Consider the following 20,991-nt stretch of genomic DNA (forward strand, 5'->3'; position numbering starts at 1 on the left):
AATTGCTATATGAGAAAGTTATTCAAACATTTGAAGCCTTATGCAGCAACTATAGCAGCGATTGTTGTTATCCTGATCGTTCAGGCGTACTGCGATCTGTCATTGCCTTCTTATACTTCAGACATTGTCAATGTCGGAATCCAGCAGGGAGGAATTGATGAGAAGATTCCGGATGCAATCGCAGAGGAAGAGATGAATAAGCTGTTGCTTTTTGTGGCAGAAGAAGACCAGCAGACAGTGCTGGATGCATATGAGAAAAAGGAATCCGATTCGGATTATAAGTATGATGGAGCAATTTATGTTCTGAAGGATTCCGTGAAAAAAGATGAAGAAAAGTCAGGAAAGGTATTTGACATCCTTGGAAAGCCGATGCTTCTGACTTATGGATTTGAATCTGGAAGCGATACAACAAAGAAGATGGAAGAATCTATGAAAGAAAACATGATTTCTTCTATAAAAGAGCAGGCAGAAAAGCAGGCAGAGAGTATGCAGTCCCAGATGACAGATGAGCAGAAAGCAGCACTTGCGGCAAATCCGGAGCTTGCCAAGAAGCAGCAGGATGAAATGCAGAAAAACATTGATGAACAGGTGAAAAAGATCGAAAATGCAGATATCTTTGAGATCCTGAACATGATACCGGATGAACAGAGAGCAGACGTTATTGATAAAATATCAGAAAAAATGGACGATATGCCGGATACTATGCTGGAACAGTCAGCAACTTCATATATTAAAGAAACCTACAGTGTTCTGGGCGTGAATACAGATAAGATCCAGAACAGATATATTTTAACAACTGGCGGTAAGATGCTTGCACTTGCATTTCTTGGAATGCTCGCAAGTGTTACCGTAGGACTTCTTGCTTCCAGAGTGGCAGCAAGTACGGGACGTGATCTGAGAGGAAAGGTATTTAAAAAAGTTGTTGGATTTTCCAATGCAGAATTTGACAAGTTTTCAACTGCATCACTGATCACAAGAAGTACCAATGATATCCAGCAGATCCAAATGCTTGCAGTTATGCTTCTGAGAATGGTGATGTATGCACCAATCATGGCAATTGGAGGTATTTTCAAGGTTCTCCATACGAATGTCAGCATGTCATGGATCATCGTACTTGGGGTAATCCTGATCGTGATGGTTGTTGCTGTATTATTTATTGTGGCAATACCAAAATTTAAGATTCTGCAGAACCTGGTTGACAGACTGAACCTTGTTACCCGTGAGATCCTTACCGGACTTCCGGTTATCCGTGCATTCAGTACAGAAAAGCATGAAGAAGAACGATTTGATAAAGCGAACAGAGATCTGACAAGAACCAATTTATTTGTAAACCGTGCCATGACATTTATGATGCCGATGATGATGCTGATCATGAACGGAATTACCATACTGATTGTATGGAGCGGCGCACATGGTGTCAGTGACGGGCAGATGCAGGTTGGTGATATGATGGCATTTATCCAGTATACAATGCAGATCATCATGTCCTTCCTTATGATCTGTATGATTTCTATTATGCTTCCAAGAGCAGCTGTTGCAGCAGACCGTGTGGATGAGATCCTGACAAGCAGGACAGCGATCGAAGATCCGAAAACACCGGAAAAACTGGAAGAATCCAGAAAAGGCGAAGTAAAATTTGACCACGTATCCTTCCGTTATCCGGGAGCAGAAGAAGACGTACTTCATGATATCAGCTTTACAGCAAAACCGGGACAGACAACGGCGATCATCGGAAGTACCGGTAGTGGTAAATCTACGATGATCAACCTGATCCCAAGATTTTATGATGTAACAGAAGGTACGATCACATTGGATGGAAAAGATATTCGTACCATTTCCCAGCATGATCTGCGGGATGAACTTGGATACGTTCCACAGAAAGGTGTACTTTTCTCAGGAACAATCGAGTCCAATATTCTGTATGGCAATCCGGATGGATCCGAAGCCGAGATGAAGGAAGCCGCAGAAATCGCACAGGCAACCGAATTTATCGAAGAAAAACATAAAAAATACGAAAGTCCGATCGCACAGGGCGGTTCCAACGTATCCGGCGGTCAGAAGCAGCGTCTTTCTATCGCACGTGCGATTGCAAAGAAACCAAAAGTTTATATTTTTGATGACAGTTTTTCAGCACTGGATTATAAGACAGACGTAACCCTTCGTGCTGCATTGAAAGAAAAGACACAGGACAGCACAGTGATCATTGTAGCACAGCGAATCAGCACCATTTTACATGCGGAGCAGATCATTGTGCTGGATGATGGAAAGATTGCGGGAATCGGAACACACAAAGAGCTTCTGAAATCCTGTGATGCATATTATCAGATTGCGTCATCGCAGCTTTCTGAAGCAGAGCTTGCGAGAGACTTAAATAACGAAAATGACGGAAAGGAGGAAGCATAGTATGAGTAATCAGCCAAGAAGAAGAGGACCTATGGGCGGTGGACATGGAAGAATGGGAACCGGCGAGAAGGCAAAAGACTTCAAAGGTACCATGAAGAAACTTTTTACTTACCTTAGTGAATATAAAATCGGTATTTTCTTTGTTATGATATTTGCAATCGGAAGTACGGTTTTCAATATTATTGGACCAAAGGTTCTCGGAAAAGCGACGACCGAAATTTTCAAAGGTCTGGTCGGAAAAGTATCCGGCGGCAGCGGAATTGATTTTACAAAGATTGGTAAAATCCTGTTAACTTTATTGTGTCTGTACGTGATCAGCGCATGTTTCTCCTTTATCCAGGGATATATCATGACAGGCGTATCACAGAAGCTGACCTATCGCATGCGAAAAGAAATTTCTGAAAAAATCAATCGTATGCCGATGAATTATTTTGATACGACTACACACGGTGAGGTACTTTCCAGAGTAACCAATGACGTAGATACTCTGAGCCAGAGCCTGAACCAGAGTGCAACCCAGATGATCACATCCGTGACAACGATCATCGGTGTACTGATCATGATGATCAGTATCAGTCCGCTGATGACTGTGATCGCACTTCTGATCCTGCCGGTATCTATGGTACTGATTTCTGTAATCGTAAAACACTCACAGAAATACTTCAAAAGCCAGCAGGAATATCTGGGACATATCAATGGTCAGGTAGAAGAAGTATATGGCGGACATAATATTGTCAAAGCATTCAATAAAGAAGAAGACGTGATTCGCGAATTTGATGAGACTAATGATATCCTGTTCCGTTCTGCATGGAAATCACAGTTCCTTTCCGGAATGATGATGCCGATCATGCAGTTTGTCGGAAACCTTGGATATGTAGGAGTTTCTATCTTAGGAGGTTACCTTGCAATCAAACAGACCATCGAAGTTGGAGATATCCAGTCCTTTATCCAGTATGTAAGATCCTTTACACAGCCGATCCAGCAGGTTGCACAGGTAGCAAACATGCTCCAGTCGACAGCCGCTGCATCAGAGAGGGTATTTGAATTTCTGGACGAAAAAGAAGAAGATCAGTTTGCTGAAAATCCAGTATCTGTAGAAGGATTACAGGGAAATGTAGAATTTGAACACGTACACTTCGGATACAATCCGGAGCATATCATCATCAATGATTTCTCTGCAAAAGTAAAAGAAGGTCAGAAGATTGCCATCGTAGGACCGACCGGAGCCGGAAAGACAACCATGATCAAACTGCTGATGCGTTTTTATGATGTCAACAGCGGGGCAATCAAGATCGATGGACACAACATCAAAGACTTCAACCGGAGCGAACTCAGACAGATGTTCGGAATGGTACTTCAGGATACCTGGCTGTTCAGCGGAAGCATCGAAGATAATATCAAATATGGAAAACTCGATGCCACCCACGAAGAAGTCGTAGCAGCAGCCAAAGCTGCCCACGTACATCGTTTCGTCCAGACTCTTCCAAGCGGATACAACATGATTCTCAACGAAGAAGCCAGCAACGTATCCCAGGGTCAGAAACAGCTCCTCACGATCGCCAGAGCCATCCTGGCTGATCCAAAGATTCTGATCCTCGATGAAGCTACCAGCTCCGTAGACACCAGAACCGAAGTCCAGATCCAGAAAGCCATGGATAACCTCATGAAAGGCAGAACCAGCTTCGTAATCGCCCACAGACTCTCCACCATACGAGACGCAGATCTCATCCTGGTAATGAAAGACGGCGATATCATTGAACAAGGAAACCACGAAGAACTTCTGGCAAAAAATGGATTCTACGCAGAGCTGTATAACTCGCAATTTGAAAACGCTACAAGCTGTGCATAAAGAGAGAAAGAGGCAGAAATCATGCTCGCATGAATTTCTGCCTCTTTCTCTCTTTATATAGAGCGCCAGCTCTCATTCGGATGATGCGACAGCATTAGCCGAATGCAGCACAGCGTATGTGTCGGGGCAAAAGAGTAGAGTGCATCATTCCACAAACTAATCAATCTCCAGCGGAACAGGAGCTTCAGCTCCGCTTCCCGCGCCTGTCTTGCGTTCCCTAAATTTAATTCAATTATTTTCCAACATCTCTAGCAACGCCGAATTTGTTGATTTATTTATGATTTCTGTAATTTTCAATCAACCAGATTAAACTATAATGGACCCTATAGTGTGGACATGAAATTTAGATAATTAGGTCAATTCCTTAGAGTATTTTCCAAGTTGTAGACATGAAATTGGTAAACAATTATTCCTTCATGGTCTTATTTCCAACTTGTAGACAAAGGTTTAACCACCATTGCTGTTGTGATATATTAATAAACAGAAAGGTGGACACACTATGAGCAAAAAAGTACCTTTTACAGAAGAACAATTACCTGTTTTGGAGTTGAATCCTTATACTTATTCCGTAAGTTCGAATCGCATTACGTTTACACTTGAATTCAAAAAATTCTTTGTTGATCAGATTCGAAATCACAGAAAAACAACCCCTGAAGTCCTTAAAGCAGCTGGTTATGATCCGTCTTGGTTTGCACAAGGATGCAAAAGCAGTCTGCGCAGACGTATTCTTGAAGAAGCAGATTCTGAGCAAGGACTTCGTCCTCCACGAGGCCTTTCTACAGAACAACAGCTTGCTGCATTCGAGGCAAAAGATCTTTCTACCCAAAAAACAGATGCCAGTATCAAAGAATTACAGGAACGGATTGTTCATTTAGAAAAACAGGTTGAGTTTTTAAAAAAAATTTCAAATATCGTAACAAATCCGAAACTGCAGTAGCCAAAACGCGTGAGCAGACAAGCGCTATCTTTGAATTAATCTTTAAAGAAACTCAAAACAAGTCTGCTTTAAATGTTTTGGAATTATGTAAGCTGGCAGGCGTTTCCAGATCCGGTTATTATCGCTGGATCGCAGCCTCAAATCAAAGAGCTATCCGTGAAGCATCTGATTATCAGGATTTTCTGCTAATCAAGGAAGCATATGATTACCGAGGTTATGCAAAAGGATCCAGGGGCATTTGCATGCGTTTAAAGCGTATGGGCATTACTATGAACAGAAAAAAAGTTCAAAGATTAATGCGAAAATACAACTTGTGCTGCCCTATACGCAAAGCCAATCCATATCGAAGAATGGCAAAGGCATTACGTACAAGTACAATTGCCCCGAATTACGTTAAGAGACAATTCCGTTCCTATGGCCCGCGAAAAGTATTACTAACAGATATCACCTATCTGCGGCTCAAGCAGAAGCATGTATATTTATCCGTTATAAAAGATGCATATACAATGCAGATCCTAGCTTATCAATTAAGCGAATCTCTGGAGATTGATTTTGTCCTTGAAACAATAAAGTCTCTCATGAGAAATCATTTATACGAGATGAATGCAGAAGTTTGGATTCATTCGGATCAAGGATGCCATTATACAAGTGTTGCATTTCGGCGGCTTTTGAATGACTTTAGGCTACGCCAGTCTATGTCCAGGCGAGGAAACTGTTGGGATAACGCACCACAGGAAAGTTTCTTTGGTCATATGAAAGATGAACTTCAGCCATATGTGAATACCTGGGATTGCTTTCAGGATGTAAAGGAACGAATTGATGATTACATAACTTACTACAATAATGATCGTTATCAAACCACCCTTGGAGGAATGTCTCCAAATGAGTATTATCATTATGTGGTTACAGGAGAGAAACCATCAGCATTGGTTGTTTAACCAATTGACCTAAAAAATTTACTGTGTCCTTGACATGGGGTCCAGTTTAAACGAATTTGTTGATCTGTTTTTAATTTCTGAAATTCTAAATCAACTATATCTGCATATTTCGTTGATTAGCTTTGAATTTTACAGTATCTAAGTCAATAAAATATTCTTATTCTGTTGACTTGTTTTTGAGTTTTATAGTATCTAGATCAATAATAGTTCCTTATTTCGTTGATTCATTTTCGGCTTTTAAGTTTTGCAATCATTTTTTTCAGTATAACGCATGTAAAAATGTGTATCAATGAAGCAAAAAATAAATATGAAAAACTGTAAAAAATATTGCCATCAATAAAAATCATATATATGATATTTATAAAGAACAAAGGAGGTTTAAAATAATGCCTATGAAAAAAAGATTATCCAGTTCCATTGGTACTATTATTGTTCTCTGTGCGATAATCATAATATCGTTGCAGAAATATCAGCCGGATAAAGAAGTAATTACTACTTTCATATATGAATGGCTAAATGACGATTCCAGGGCAGAGACAGAATACAAAAAAATTCTGGAAACCGGAAGTGATAATCAATCCTTATCTCAGCCTTTGCAAAAATACTTCATAACAGAAGCGGCATTCCAATCTTTCTTAAAGACATTTTATTATTTACCAGTAAAAATTCTGCAACAATACGATTCCTACAATTTAATAGACATTAACATAACAAAAGAATCTAATAGTTACTTTGTAAAAGTAGACTTAGAATTGATAAAAGAAGAAAAATCAAAGAATCATTCCATCACAATAAAAATTCAAATGGATCATAAAAAGTTTACCTATTTTACCATCACAGAAGGAAAAGAAATTTAACACAAATAAGCGGTTGAAAGATAAGAAACAAATAGGATATAATAACCCATAGATATTCAGGAAGGGAGGAAATCTTTCATGCAAAAAGTAATCAGTATCGGAAAACAGAATTTTGTATCTCTTCGGGAGAATGATTGTTTTTATATTGATAAAACAGATCTGATCTGTAAGTGGTGGGAATCAAAAGATGAAATTACTTTGATCACCAGACCGCGTAGATTTGGAAAAACATTGAATATGAGTATGCTGAATTGTTTCTTTTCCAATCAATTTACAGGACGGGAAGACCTTTTTAAAGGATTGGCAGTCTGGAAAAAGGAAAAGTATCGTAAAATGCAAGGAACCTATCCGGTAATTTTTCTGAGTTTTGCCGCAATTAAAGGCAGTAATTATGAAGATGCCAGAGATGGGATTATCATGGCGATCAATGAAGCCTATTCAGAACATAGGTATCTGCTTGAAAGTAATGAACTTACGGATGGTGAGAGGAAATGCTTTGAAGAGTTAGATTATTATGCAAAAAATCCAGGAATCAAAAAACAGGTGGCAAATGATACAATCTGTAATGCGGTAAAAAATCTGGCAAATTGCCTGAGCCGGTATTATAAAAAGAAAGTTATTATTTTGCTGGATGAATATGATACCCCGATGCAGGAAGCTTATCTCTATGGATATTGGAAAGAATTTACAGCATTTATCAGAAGTTAATTTAATGCAACGTTTAAGACAAATCCATATTTGGAAAGAGCAATGATGACAGGGATTACACGCGTGTCGAAAGAATCTGTATTTTCAGATTTAAATAATCTTAACGTTGCAACAACGACATCAACGGAGTATGAAACCTGTTTCGGATTTTCGGAAGAAGAAGTATTTCAGGCGTTAGAAGAGCGTGGGATGAACAATCAGAAAAAGCTTGTAAAGTCCTGGTATGATGGTTTTATATTTGGAAATACGCATGATATCTATAATCCTTGGTCAATTACTAATTTTTTAGATAAAAAACAGGTCCGTCCTTATTGGGCAGATACCAGTTCAAATAGTATGATTGATGAACTGATTCGAAAAGCTTCCACAGACATCAAAGAAAAGATGGAAGAATTGCTGCAGGGAAAAGAAATCGTAGTTAATTTTGATGAACAAATCGTATTTGAGCAGCTTGATCAAGATGAGAATGCAATCTGGAGCCTGATGCTGGTAAGTGGTTATCTGAAAGCAGAGCAGATAGAATATCGGGGCGTTTTGTTAGAGCCATGGTATCATCTGCGAATCACCAATCTGGAAACAACAGCAATGTTTACAACTATGTTTAAAGGATGGTTCGCAAAGAATCAATCCAATTATAATCAGTTCATGAAGGCATTATTAAGTGATGATATAGATGCTATGAACTATTATATGAATCAGATTATAATGACAATATTCAGTTATTTTGATGTAGGACAAAATGAACCGGAACGATTTTATCATGGATTTGTTCTGGGACTCATTGCGGATCAGACTGATATCTATGAGATTCGGTCGAACAGAGAAAGTGGTTTTGGACGTTATGACGTGATGATGATTCCTAAAATAAAAGAAACAAAAAAGTATCCGGCGATTATTATGGAATTTAAAGTGAGAAATATAAAAAGAGAAGAATCGTTGGAAGACACTGTGCAGACGGCACTGACACAGATTAAAGAAAAATGTTATGATGCAGAACTATATGACAGAGGTCTAAAAAAAGAAGAGATTCATCATTATGGTTTTGCATTTGAAGGAAAAAAAGTATTGATAGGATAAAAAGAAGAAAGTCAAACTGCTATTGCGATTTAAAACTTTTTCATATAGCAGTTTGACTTTATCCGTTTTATAGATTAATGTAAATAAAATCCCAGATCCAATATACATTCCGGAGGCAGATATTCTCGCGGAATATTCACAAGTGCAGTAATTTTCCATAAGATACCAAATCCAATCAGAATGAGTAGCATTCCTCTGACACATTTTCTATAATCTCCGGCAGGAAACTTATACAAATCTTTAATTCCAAAAGCAAAGATAAAAATTAAAATCAGGACGGTTATTCCAAACAAAAAGAAAAAAGATTTTTGCTTTTCTAAAATACGTCTGTTTTCACCAGACTGTTTTTTATGTTCCCCTTCCTGATCGATGGTGACTTCATCTCCATCTTTTAATGGATATGTAGACCATTTTATGATCTGCAAAAGTTGTCCTTTTTCATCTTTTTCTTCCGGAAGAAGAATACTATCTGCGGTTATGGAAAGAGGATCGACAGCCTTTGAAAAGGCGAGAAATTTTGTTCCGAATACTCCTTCTTGCTCTGCCAGATAAAAAATCATATTTGTATCGGTATTATAGCAACTTTTGGGAATACGGATGGTAGAATTAAGCTTTTCTTCTTCTGTCTGACTGATCGTTGCAATCTCTACAGGTATCTGCATCCATTTTTCTATACGGATGGATAAAATAGTACAGATCATTAAAGAAATCAGGATCATACATCCGGCATTCCAGGTTTTCTTTTTCATCATTTTATCAACTCCATAAAATATCTTTTAGTCCATCCGTCAATTCTGTATTGTAATATAAAAAGAAAAATGTCACTGGAAGTAAACATAGTAGACCACAGACGGATTGAATTCCAACAGCATTTTGATTGAGTGATGCGAGAAAAACAGAAAGGGGATAGTCGGTTTCTTTTTCGAGAAAAAGGATAGGCTGTTCAACCATATTCCAGCTTTCTGTAAATACTAATATAAATAATGTGATAACGGCAGGTTTTGAATTTGGAACTATAATGTAGCGAATCATTTGTAGCTGATTTACGCCATCCATTCTTGCGGCATCAAGTGTAGAATCTGGGATTGCCTGGAAAACGAAAGTAAGCCATACAGTTCCAAAAGGTGAAAATATTGCAGGGATTATCAAAGCTTTCCAACTGTTTAAAAGTTTTAGTTTTTCTAATAAAATATAATTCGGCAGCAGTGTTACCTGAATCGGTAAAATCATAAATAGTGCAAATAGTATAAACCAGAATTTTTTCAGAGGAAAAGAATATTTTGCAAATGCTGTTCCTGACATACAGGAAAAAAGGGTTTGTCCTGCCGCAATCATCAGACACATGGCAAGGCTTCTCCAAAATTTTATCAGATAATCAGGTTTTGCCAGAAAAACTTTATAATAATTCATCAGAGAAAATCCGGTATCTGAATGAAAAACTGAAAATACAATCAGATAGATAATTGGAAATAAAAAAATAAAGGCTATGATCGAAAAAACAAAGAGCCGGGTGTACTGTTTGTACTTATGCATCGGCAGTCCTCCTCTTTAGAAAATAGTATATCATATAGATAAGACCACTTAGAAAAAGAATAAATACGGTAATAATAGTTGCACTGGCGGAAACCTTTTGGTAATTCAGATTTTGTAAATTATTATTCATAAAATGTTGTAAAAAATAAATACTGTTGTCTGGATGAGTTCCGCCAAGTAAAAAGGCTTCTCTGTAGCATTTAAACGCATTCATTATGGAGAGTATTAATGTAAAAAGGATAACCGGAAACAATATAGGACAGGTAATATAATAAAAGCTCTGCCATTTTCCGGCTCCGTGAAGACTGGCATATTCATAATATTCTTTCGGAATCATCTGAAGTCTGGAAGAATAAATGAAAATATAATATCCAACAAATTTCCAGAAATATAAAATACAGATGATCCAAAAAGCGCTTGATGTATGAAGCCAGTCTTTTTCAGGAAGATAAAAAAAGTTTAGTATCAGATTCAAAAAACCATTATTTTTGAAAAAAAACTGGATGACTAAAACTATAGATGCGATTGGCATGATGATTGGATAAAGAAAAGAGAGTCGGAAAATTTTCTGACCTTTCGTAATCTGTTGTAAAATTACAGAAATACAGAGAGCTGTCCCTAAAGTAACTGGTATTGTAACAAGCATATATTTACAAGTGTTTTTTACTGCCAGTAAAAACATTGTATTTTTAAATAGTTCTTTATAATTATCAAGACCTACAAATTCGCGTTTTCCGATACCAAAAGAAACTGAATACCACAAAACAATCAAAAATGGGATCAGATAAAAGAAAAGAAATCCTGATATTGCAGGGAAAGCCAGTAAGAATCCCTTCTTCTTTTTTTTCATTGCATCACGCTCGCTTTCACTTAAAACTATTCTGTCACCTGTGTATGATAATCATTCCATGCTTTGTCTGCTAAAGCCGAAAGCTTATCTTGCCATATCTTTTTAAAATCAGTTTGCGGACCATATAATAAACTACTATTTTCTATAATCTCTTCATAAATAAAATGTTCAACTTCTGTCGGAAAATATGCTCCTTCTAAGGACTGAAATGCTTTTATAGCTAAATCCTGTTTTGACTGATCTAAGAAGGACAGTTTTGTACGGATGGCAGATACTTGTACCGGATAATCTGTTCCAAGGACACCATTTGCGCTTAGTGACATTCCATTAGTACTAGTTGATTCCTGAATTACGTTATTTAAAAAATACATTAAGAAGTGATAAGCTTCTTCTTTATAATCAGATGCCATACTTACAGCACCAAAGCAACGAATGGCAGCCATTTTTTTCCCCTGAATATCAGGGATTATGTCTATTTGCGTTGTGTGTTCGTTTATGTCATCCAAAGATGAGATTAAAATATGCGAAGAGCTAGTATCAGTATTATTTGTCTTTTCATTTTCTAAATAATCTTGTTTAAATAATAAGTATTCTAATGCGAAATTACTCCACTTTTCCTTATCAAAGAAAATCTGACCGGAATTGTAATCCGCAGCAGGTTGAAACCAGTTACCACTGATATTATCTAATTCGAATAGTGCATTTTTCAGAGCGTGGTCAGAAGAACTTTTTATATTTGAAATCCAATCTTCTAAGGTATCATTTTCCTGTGTATAATCAAGTACAGTATCGGAGATTAACATATTATAATGGCAGGAAAGAGGAAGAATATATTGTCTTTCCTGATATTGACCGGGGAGAAGAAAAGACGGATTATAGTTTTCCTTTTGCCAATAAGAATCTTTTTTCATATATTTATCCAATGAGGCGAATACACCACTTTGCATTGCCTTATAAGGATTTTCAAAAAGAGGTTCGTTCATCTGCGCAGCTCCATCGGTGGAACAGTTAACAAGATATAAGTCAGGACCTTTTCCAGACATGATCTGTGTACGGAGTTTCTGAATTTCTGCAGATCTTTTATCAGGATCAGGAGATAATATTTTAATTTCAAATTCCAGAGAGTTATTTTTGGATGTGGCATATTTTACAGCATCAATAACCTGCTCCTTAAAAGCAGGTTCTATAACAATAGAGAGTGTTTTGGAGACATCTTTATTTAGCTTTGTACATCCGGATAATCCAATTGAAAGGATGAGGAGTGGAAGAAGAGCAAATTTAAAATTGAACATTGGTATGATCCATCCTTAAAAATTACAAAGTATAATTGATTGAATTTAAATGATGTATATGTCTTAGTATCTAAATTTTAACACAAAAATAAAACGATGTCAAAAAAATAAAGGAATTTTTTGAAAACGAAGTAGTTCGTATGATTTTGTTGATTTTCGAAGAATACCAGAGGACGCTTGCATTTCAAAAAAATACAAGTTATCCTTAAGAAGATGTACAAAGGAGGAAAAGAAGATGCAGCTTGCAACAGCAATGAATCTAAGAAAAGCAATGGATGAGGAAACCAAAAGAGAGCGGTTCGCTTCCTGGTACAGCACACTGCCCGGAATCCCGGCACATGAAAAAGAGATCATAGAAAGGTCTTTAAAATATAACGTGTGGAAAGAACTCATAAAACTCTTTGTCGTTTATATGATCCTTTCACTGGTATGGTTTTTCGGAGCCGGTCAGTATGATCCGTTTGAAAGTGTAACAGGATATTCTCTCATAGGAAAAAAGAGCGTAATTGGAGTTGTGCAGGAGGATGGCGAGTCATTGCGCTTGAAAAATCCGAATAAAGGCGAGCATGTAAGTTACACACTTGCAGAACTTGGAATGGATCCGATCAAATATTTTTATGGCAGTCGGTTTCAGACATACTGGGAAAAAGAAAAGAATGGGGAATATCAGTTACTTGCGGTATTGCCGGAAAAGCAGGTATCGAAAATAGAAGGTCTTTATTATGGCGTAATGGGAGTCGGATATTTTGCAATTCTTATTGGCGGGATTTGTGCGTTTTTTATCCGGAGAAAACGATATACAGGATGGTTTTTATCGTTCTATTACAGGCTGGAAAAGTTTTACTCAGAATATGGTGTATGGCAGAAATACAGTGTTGAAAGAGGTTATGACACGGTCGATGCGATTATTGCTTACGGAAATGAAAATCCGATATATTTTGTAAACGAATTTTCGAATATCCATCTCACAAAAGAGGAAGTAAAGAAAAAGAAATCAAAGCTTGCCAAGGTCTGGCTAACATCAATAGCGGTTATGGCTGGGATTATACTTGTTATTTCACTGTATGTGAATATTACGTCAGCGATCGAGTGCAGGCAAAATGAGGCAAGAACAGCAGCAGTTTTAGAAAAGCTGCAGAATGCGATCGATGAAAAAACGACAGGTCTTGGTGAAAAATCGGAATATTACAATTATGCGGACATGATCGACCGGGCAAGGGATACATTCCCGGAAGAAGATATCTACTACAAGCTTCAGACAACGGAGGATTATGTCACGATAATTGTCACAACAAAAAAGAAACAAAATGTCTGCTTTGACCGGTATGTGCCGGTTCAGGGATCAATTGGTGATGAGGATACAGAGTATAAGCTTGAGATTGCCATGGTATCGGATGCGATGCAGCCGGACGACATTTTACATAATTATACAGGGATACTTAAGATAAAGTAAGGTAATGGCAAAAAGATGATTCTGCGAAAGGACGAAGGAGAAAATTTATGAAAAAGAAAAGATTTGCAATGGCAGCAGTATGCGCAGTCATGACTATAGCGCTTGCGGGATGCAGTATGCTCAGTTCCAAATTGAACGATATTACAGGAAAATTAGTGGGGAATTCGTACACGATCACGACCTATGATAATTACGGGAATCGTGTAATGACAACTACAGGAGACAAGATCAATGTGCAGGGAAATGCAGTGGAAACTTCAAGCTATGATTCAGACGGTAATGTTATCACAGGATATGAGCTTTCCTCTGTCATTACGATTACAATCGATGGAAAGGAAATCGAGAGTTGTGGTGATACCTGTATTTTTGCGCAGGACGCGTTGAAAGCGGATGTGGATTTTACGCAGGAGGATATTGAAAGCAATGCAAGCGGTAAGATTACAGACAATACTGCGTTCGCAGGTGTCCTGAATAAGTATAAAAATATGTTTGGAAAAGCCAGAGTTGTTGTTATCAAATCCCAACTGGGACAGCCGATCGTAGCGTATAGTGGAGAAGATGTGTACTGGGAAATCCCGGATGATCTGCCAAAGTTTACGAAGTTGATGATCGATGGGAAAGCGCTGTACATACACCGGGCGAATTTCCAGATCATTGATAAGAGTTTGTTGGAATCCAACTGATAAATTTACTGTGGTGAAATTTCACGGCTGATATAATCAAAGCATGGGTGCTATCATAACGGTGGTGGTTAGTCCTTTTTCAGAGGGTGCAGAGTGCTAGTGGCACTCGTTTTGCAACGACCGAAGTAGAACGGAGACCTGTGACCCTCTGATTACATAGAAACCTTGATAAGGAATCTGCTGGAAAGGAGGGCTAAGCCAATGAGTATTTTGGATTTTATTGCAGTTGTGAGTTTTGGAATCACCTGCTTTTGTGTCGGATACACATTCGGCAAAGATAATAATAAGACACAAGAATAACCGCCCCAGCCTGCAAACTGAACGGTTATTTTTAATCAATTAGTATAAGGGCTAACCGTCTATCGGTAGCACTCTTTTTCTATAGTCATATTATCATGTGTCTGTTGAAATGTCAAATTTTCTTACTTTAAATTGGGGTTAAAACCTTATATTTTAGGTCAAAAATTTTTGGTTTATATTTTGTTAGCATTTCTGAAAAAAATTTTTAGTGTAGAAAAATTCACAGTTTAGATTCAAACTTATTTCTCAAAAATATATTTTAATAGAGAGCCACATTCCAAAGAAAATGAGTAACTGTAAGTGAGAGAATGCTAAATTTATCAGGGAAAAAAGTTCTTAAAGAACAATATAAAATGGAAATAATACATGTATTAATAACCTGTGTAAAAGAATAAGTAACAGGAAAATGCATCAATCCAAAGAAAACAGAAGTAATAAAAATAGCAAAGAAATTATTTGATTTCTTTGACAAAAAAGTCAAAACAAATCCACGCCAGAGAATTTCTTCGGTCAGTACATTTAAAAGCATATTAAATATGTAGAAAAAGTTAGCTATGTTTATTCGGTCAAATTTAGCAATTATATTACGGAGTGCTTCAGAAAAAGGTGGTGGGGATAAGAAAGTAAAACGGAAAAAGATTCCCATAAATACATAAAGAACGATTCCACAAAATAATTGAATTATTGGTTTATGTAAATGAAATCCGTATTCTTCAAGAGACTTATTATAGACAGAAATATAAATTATAATTGCAATTGACGGAATAATCGTAATCAATAAAAAGAGCATTTCTGAAATAAGACCATTCAAATATACATAGATAATTCTTTGCAATAAAAACGCACCTAAAAGAGTATAAATTGGGAGAGCTAAGAAAAATATCCATTGTTTTGTTGTAGATTTCATACAGAATCTCCTTTTTGATTTTCTTGTGTAGTAATTGAAAGGTCTTGTTAGTTAAACTGGAATACAGAATATTTTTTTTCACATCTACAAAATGACCGCAATCAATCACTTGCCGCCCAATGATCAGCGCGGCGATCATTCCGGCAAATACTTTTGCGTTCACGGATCATTAGATATCCGTCGAGCCTGTATCCGTACACGATAAAAAGCAGGAACATCACCAGAGTTGGGATGGTCAGCTCTTTAAAGAACAGCACGATCAGGCCCACGCCGATTCCGGCGATAGAGAAACAATAGACAAGCGAGATGAACCAGACAATTTTTTTAAACCCGATCGAACTGATGACCAGTGCAATAATCAGTAAAATTAGAAACTTCATATGTATGTCTTTTTTTTGTAAAATTGAATTAGTATAATGATAACACTTTTGCGGAAACAAGTAAAGTTATTCCGTGCTTGCATTTTCCCAAAATACCAGTTATCCTTATCTGTATATCAAGAGGAGGCAGAAAAAAGTGGAAGAAACAAAAAAGTTGTCATGTATAGATTGCAATGTCAAGAAATGCAATGTAAAGCAGAATATAGAGAATCATAAGCCATATCCGGGATTTTGCGTGTCACATAATATGGACTTGAAAGACCGGCAGATGGCGCTTGATACCTATCTGGGAGATGAAAAAGATTTAAAGATCATGCGTGCAAGTGCCGAGATTGAGCACGATTTTTACTGCCAGGCAACCCGTGTGGAGGAGACGATCCGCTGGGCAAAAAAACTGGGTGTCAAGAAGATCGGAATTGCAAGCTGTGTGGGACTCTTAAAGGAAAGCCACCTGCTGGCAGGACTTTTGAGAGAATACGGCTTTGAAGTGTACGGTGTGGGCTGTAAGATCGGAGAAGTTCCAAAGACCGAGGTCGGCATTCCGGAACGCTGCGAGGAGGTCGGAGTTCATATGTGTAACCCAATCCTGCAGGCGCAGATGCTGAACAAAGAGAAGACGGACATCAATATCGTGATGGGACTTTGCGTGGGACATGACAGCCTCTTTTACAAATATGCCGAGGCGCCGAGTACAACGCTGGTTGTAAAGGATCGGGTGCTTGGAAATAATCCGGTGGCTGCTTTGTATACGCTGGACTCTTATTACAAAAAGTTACATCATCTGAATCTGGAGGAAGAATAATGCACATTCGACATATTTTATTTGATCTTGACGGAACGCTGCTTCCGATGAACCAGGACGAATTTGTTACCTTTTATATGCCGCTTCTGGCAAAAAAATATATATCCGAGGGGATTTCCTTTGATCCGAAAGCATTTATTGCATCCGTGTGGAAGGGCTATGGAGCGATGGTGAATAATGACGGAAGTTGTACCAACCGGGAAGCATTCTGGCAGTATATGGACGAACTGCTTCCGACGGATTCGGAGAATTCCGAACGGATTGCCCTTGATTTCTATGCAAATGAATTTAACCAGGCAATTGCGGTGACGCAGCCAAACAGTCTGTCGGACAAGATTGTGAAAAAGGCAAAGGAAAAAGGAATCCGCACCTACCTTGCAACCAATCCGGTATTTCCAAAGGTGGCAACGATGAACCGGATCAAATGGGCGGGACTGGATGCAGAGGATTTTGAGCTGATCACAACCTATGAGGATAATTGCTACTGCAAGCCAAATACGGATTATTACCGGACAATTCTTGAACAGTTTCATCTTAGACCGGAAGAGTGTCTGATGGTAGGAAATGACGTGGAAGAGGATCTTGCAATTCGGAAACTCGGTGTAAAGACATTCCTTGTTACAGATACGAAGGAAAATAAAAAGGATCTTCCAATCGAAAGCGATTATCAGGGATCGATGGAAGAGCTGTTTGCATTTGTGGAAAGCCTGGAAAATGCTTAAAAATTTATTGAAATTCCAAACTTTTATTGTAAATGCATGGCGGACGTGGTAAATTATTCTAAGTAGTATCCGGAGAGAACCGGAGAAGAGTATATGATAAGAAACAGAGGGAAACTGATATGAAGAAAAAGTTACTTGTTGTTTGTGGCGGACAGTCCAGTGAGCATTCAATTTCACGAATTTCCTGTAATTCAGTGATGAAGCATCTGGATAAAGATAAATATGAGATTACACTTGTCGGCATTGCAAAAGATGGGAAATGGTACATCTTAAAGCAGGAAGATAATGACCTGTCAAAAGATACCTGGCTTGACGGAGCAGAAGTGGTAGAAGGTGTATTCAATCTTCTGAGAAGTCAGGATGTTGCATTCCCGGTACTTCACGGACTTTACGGAGAAGATGGAACTATCCAGGGATTATTTGAACTGGCACAGCTTCCGTATGTAGGATGCCGTGTATTTGCATCCAGTGCATGTATGGATAAGATTTTTGCAAAGAAAGTATTTGAAAGTGCAGGAATTCCGCAGGTCAAATCTGTATATGTAAAGAAGCGCAATGATGGAAGACTGGTCGTTGTCGAAAAAGACATGGAAGAAACAGAAGAAGTAGAAGCTTCGATTATGAAAGAACTTGGTATGCCATGCTTTATCAAAGCAAGCCGTTCAGGATCCAGTGTGGGCTGTTATCGTTGTGATAAAGTTGAAGATTTACTTCCGGAGCTGGAAGAGGCAGCAAAATATGACACTCATGTTGTAGTAGAAGAGTGCGTGGATTGTATCGAACTTGAGACTGCTGTTCTTGGAAATGATGACATTATCGTATCCAGAGTCGGACAGATCATGCCACACGGTGAATTCTATACCTTTGAATCCAAATATGAAGATGCAGAGAGCAAGACATGTATCCCTGCAAAAGTAGATGAAGAGATTCAGGAACAGATCCGTAAGTATGCTGTTCGTGCCTTTAAGGCAATTGACGGACACGGACTGAGCCGTGTGGATTTCTTCCTGGATAAAAAGACCAATCACGTTTACCTGAATGAGATCAATACCCTTCCGGGATTTACAAGTATTTCCATGTATCCACAGCTGATGGAAGATTACGGATATAGTTATTCTGAACTGCTGGATAAACTGATTGAGATTGCTGATGAAAATTAATTACAGATAATAGAAGAATGTTTTGCTGCCGCCGTAATTGGCGGCAGTTTCAAATTACAACAGGAAATGGTATTTCAACAGCAAATAGTGAATGGATATTTTCCATTCAAAACACATTTCTTTTCATATTGAAATGGTTTGGACCGATCTTATCAATCATATGTATATACGGAATTCTAAAATGGTTAAAAAAGAATGAATAAAGAAAAACTCCAGAATCAATTTTATACTGCTGATTCTGGAGTTTCTTTTACTTAGAAATGATATAATTTCACTTTATTACTTCTCTTTACTATATTCCAGAGAAGCTTCCACAAATCCCTTAAACAGCGGATGTGGTTTGTTCGGACGGGATTTGAGTTCCGGATGTGCCTGTGTTCCGATGAACCAAGGATGTTCCGGAATTTCCACCATCTCTACGATTCTTCCGTCCGGAGAAAGTCCGGATAAGAGCATACCGTTCTGGGTAAGAGCATCACGGTAGTCATTGTTGACTTCATAACGATGACGATGACGTTCGTGGATTTCTTCTTTTCCATATAATTTATAAGCTTTTGATTCTTTGTTAAGAACACAAGGATAAGAACCAAGACGAAGGGTTCCACCGATGTCTTCAATACCGATCTGGTCAGGCATGATGTGGATGACCGGATGTGTAGTGTTTGGATTCAGTTCAACGCTGTGTGCATCATGATATCCGACAACGTCTCTTGCAAATTCTACGATGGCAAGCTGCATTCCAAGGCAGAGTCCGAGGAACGGAACCTTATGTGTTCTTGCATATTTGATAGCTTCGATCTTACCTTCGATACCACGGTCACCGAATCCACCAGGCACGAGGATACCACTTACATCACCGAGAAGTTCATCGACATTTTCCGGTGTGACAGTTTCAGAGTCAATCCATTTGATATTTACGGTTGTGTGGCTGTAGATGCCGCCATGTTTTAATGCTTCAACAACACTGATATATGCGTCATGGAGCTGGATATATTTGCCGACCAGGGCGACTGTTACATCTTGTGTCGGATGCTTCAGGCATTCGACCATCTCTTTCCAGTCTTTCAGATCCGGTTCCGGACAGTCAAGCTTCAGGCATTCGCATACAACGGAAGCGAGATGTTCTTCTTCCATGGCGAGTGGTGCTTCGTAAAGATATTCCACATCCAGGTTCTGAAGAACGTGATCAGATGGCACGTTACAGAAGAGGGCGATCTTGTCTTTGATTCCCTGATCCAGTGGATGCTCAGAACGGCAGACCAGAATATCCGGCTGGATTCCCATTCCCTGTAATTCTTTTACGCTTGCCTGAGTCGGTTTGGTCTTCATCTCCTGGGAAGCATGCAGATATGGGATCAGTGTGACGTGGATCAGCGCAACATTGTCATGTCCCATATCATGTTGGAACTGGCGGATAGATTCCAGGAAAGGCTGGCTTTCGATGTCTCCGACGGTTCCACCGACTTCGATGATCGCAATCTCGGTATCTGTAGCTGCAGGGTTGCGATAGAAACGGCTCTTGATCTCATTCGTGATATGCGGGATGACCTGTACGGTTCCTCCACCAAAATCTCCACGACGTTCTTTCTGAAGAACGGACCAGTAAATCTTTCCTGTCGTTACATTCGAGTTCTTGGTAAGACTTTCATCGATAAATCTTTCATAATGTCCAAGGTCAAGGTCTGTCTCAGCTCCATCGTCTGTTACAAAAACTTCACCGTGTTGTACCGGATTCATTGTACCCGGGTCAATGTTGATGTACGGATCAAATTTCTGCATTGTAACTGTGTACCCGCGTGCCTTGAGCAGACGCCCAAGAGAAGCTGCTGTGATTCCTTTTCCAAGACCTGAGACAACGCCTCCGGTAACAAATACATACTTAACTGCCATAGTTCCAGTTCCCTCCTTATGGTAATTTTTTTTGTCTACTACTCATTGTGTTCTGTAAAAAATAAGATAGAATGCGATTTCTATTCATCAGAAAAGTCCGGTATAACCTTCTGACAGATAAAAATAGAAAAAAACCCCATAAAAACAAATTTATGTGGCTCCCTCGCTACTTTGATTTCCCCTTGAAATCAATTCCCCTATAAAATACTTTAAAAGTATACACCCATTCCAGAAAAAAATACAACAATTT

The 20,991-nt window shown here is 38.5% G+C and carries 17 protein-coding genes and 1 pseudogene; 11 read left to right on the top strand and 7 right to left on the bottom strand.

Features of this window, described 5'->3' with window-relative positions:
* The first annotated feature begins 9 nt into the window (after positions 1-9).
* The 6 genes and pseudogenes from PGQ33_RS06715 (at position 10) to PGQ33_RS16975 (ending at position 8,769) form a co-directional block, all read left to right on the top strand.
* Positions 10-2,403, top strand: a complete 2,394-nt coding sequence (locus tag PGQ33_RS06715; protein WP_055246765.1) for an ABC transporter ATP-binding protein — start codon at positions 10-12, stop codon at positions 2,401-2,403.
* Position 2,404: 1 nt separating this feature from the next.
* The gene (locus PGQ33_RS06720; protein WP_055246763.1) at positions 2,405-4,252 is read left to right on the top strand and encodes an ABC transporter ATP-binding protein; all 1,848 of its coding nucleotides are present in this window, start codon (positions 2,405-2,407) and stop codon (positions 4,250-4,252) included.
* A 499-nt stretch (positions 4,253-4,751) separates the two neighbouring features.
* Entirely contained in the window at positions 4,752-5,189 is a 438-nt protein-coding gene (locus tag PGQ33_RS06725) for an HTH domain-containing protein (RefSeq protein ID WP_270205500.1), read from the top strand.
* A 38-nt stretch (positions 5,190-5,227) separates the two neighbouring features.
* Positions 5,228-6,127, top strand: coding sequence for an IS3 family transposase (locus PGQ33_RS06730; protein ID WP_270203516.1), 900 nt, complete (start codon positions 5,228-5,230; stop codon positions 6,125-6,127).
* 386 nt (positions 6,128-6,513) lie between these two features.
* A complete protein-coding gene (locus PGQ33_RS06735) occupies positions 6,514-6,984 on the top strand; it encodes a hypothetical protein (protein ID WP_055246762.1) in 471 nt (156 codons plus the stop codon).
* Positions 6,985-7,062: 78 nt separating this feature from the next.
* Positions 7,063-8,769: pseudogene (locus PGQ33_RS16975) on the top strand (AAA family ATPase).
* A gap of 74 nt (positions 8,770-8,843) precedes the next feature.
* On the opposite strand, the gene PGQ33_RS06745 reads toward PGQ33_RS16975, so the two are convergent.
* The 4 genes from PGQ33_RS06745 to PGQ33_RS06760 are packed head-to-tail and all read right to left on the bottom strand — an operon-like array spanning position 8,844 to position 12,444.
* Positions 8,844-9,521: a hypothetical protein gene (locus PGQ33_RS06745; RefSeq protein WP_008374417.1), complete on the bottom strand. Its 678-nt coding sequence runs from the start codon at positions 9,519-9,521 to the stop codon at positions 8,844-8,846.
* Positions 9,522-9,525: 4 nt separating this feature from the next.
* Positions 9,526-10,302, bottom strand: coding sequence for a carbohydrate ABC transporter permease (locus PGQ33_RS06750; protein ID WP_022220100.1), 777 nt, complete (start codon positions 10,300-10,302; stop codon positions 9,526-9,528).
* Positions 10,295-11,152 carry a carbohydrate ABC transporter permease gene (locus PGQ33_RS06755; protein ID WP_008374422.1) on the bottom strand — a complete coding sequence of 286 codons (858 nt, stop codon included), beginning with the start codon at positions 11,150-11,152 and terminating at the stop codon, positions 10,295-10,297. The genes PGQ33_RS06750 and PGQ33_RS06755 overlap by 8 nt, the downstream gene beginning before the upstream one ends.
* 26 nt (positions 11,153-11,178) lie before the next feature.
* On the bottom strand, positions 11,179-12,444 hold the full coding sequence (locus PGQ33_RS06760; protein WP_117556923.1) for an extracellular solute-binding protein: 1,266 nt from the start codon (positions 12,442-12,444) through the stop codon (positions 11,179-11,181).
* 235 nt (positions 12,445-12,679) lie between these two features.
* On the opposite strand from PGQ33_RS06760, the gene PGQ33_RS06765 reads away from it, so the two are divergent.
* Together PGQ33_RS06765 and PGQ33_RS06770 are read left to right on the top strand one after the other, a co-directional pair.
* The gene (locus PGQ33_RS06765; RefSeq protein WP_270205501.1) at positions 12,680-13,897 is read left to right on the top strand and encodes a hypothetical protein; all 1,218 of its coding nucleotides are present in this window, start codon (positions 12,680-12,682) and stop codon (positions 13,895-13,897) included.
* Between the two features lie 47 nt (positions 13,898-13,944).
* Positions 13,945-14,580 carry a DUF5052 family protein gene (locus tag PGQ33_RS06770; protein WP_173690289.1) on the top strand — a complete coding sequence of 212 codons (636 nt, stop codon included), beginning with the start codon at positions 13,945-13,947 and terminating at the stop codon, positions 14,578-14,580.
* Between the two features lie 559 nt (positions 14,581-15,139).
* On the opposite strand, the gene PGQ33_RS06775 is transcribed toward PGQ33_RS06770, so the two are convergent.
* Positions 15,140-15,787 carry a CPBP family intramembrane glutamic endopeptidase gene (locus PGQ33_RS06775; RefSeq protein WP_173687153.1) on the bottom strand — a complete coding sequence of 216 codons (648 nt, stop codon included), beginning with the start codon at positions 15,785-15,787 and terminating at the stop codon, positions 15,140-15,142.
* 101 nt (positions 15,788-15,888) lie between these two features.
* Positions 15,889-16,167, bottom strand: coding sequence for a hypothetical protein (locus PGQ33_RS06780; RefSeq protein WP_270205502.1), 279 nt, complete (start codon positions 16,165-16,167; stop codon positions 15,889-15,891).
* 136 nt (positions 16,168-16,303) lie between these two features.
* Between PGQ33_RS06780 and PGQ33_RS06785 the strand changes: the two genes are divergently transcribed.
* The 3 genes from PGQ33_RS06785 to PGQ33_RS06795 all read left to right on the top strand — a co-directional run bounded on the left by PGQ33_RS06785 (position 16,304) and on the right by PGQ33_RS06795 (position 18,851).
* Entirely contained in the window at positions 16,304-16,969 is a 666-nt protein-coding gene (locus PGQ33_RS06785; RefSeq protein ID WP_270205503.1) for a DUF1847 domain-containing protein, read from the top strand.
* On the top strand, positions 16,969-17,691 hold the full coding sequence (locus PGQ33_RS06790; protein ID WP_270205504.1) for an HAD family hydrolase: 723 nt from the start codon (positions 16,969-16,971) through the stop codon (positions 17,689-17,691). The genes PGQ33_RS06785 and PGQ33_RS06790 overlap by 1 nt, the downstream gene beginning before the upstream one ends.
* A 119-nt stretch (positions 17,692-17,810) precedes the next feature.
* Positions 17,811-18,851 (top strand): D-alanine--D-alanine ligase family protein, encoded by a 1,041-nt coding sequence (locus PGQ33_RS06795; protein WP_270205505.1) that lies wholly within the window; start codon positions 17,811-17,813, stop codon positions 18,849-18,851.
* A gap of 279 nt (positions 18,852-19,130) precedes the next feature.
* Here the strand turns inward: PGQ33_RS06795 and PGQ33_RS06800 are convergent, their stop codons facing one another.
* Positions 19,131-20,741: a CTP synthase gene (locus PGQ33_RS06800; protein WP_022220297.1), complete on the bottom strand. Its 1,611-nt coding sequence runs from the start codon at positions 20,739-20,741 to the stop codon at positions 19,131-19,133.
* Between the last annotated feature and the right edge of the window lie 250 nt (positions 20,742-20,991).

Source organism: Coprococcus sp. AM100_B19A, assembly GCF_027662015.1.
GTDB lineage: Bacteria > Bacillota > Clostridia > Lachnospirales > Lachnospiraceae > Allocoprococcus > Allocoprococcus comes.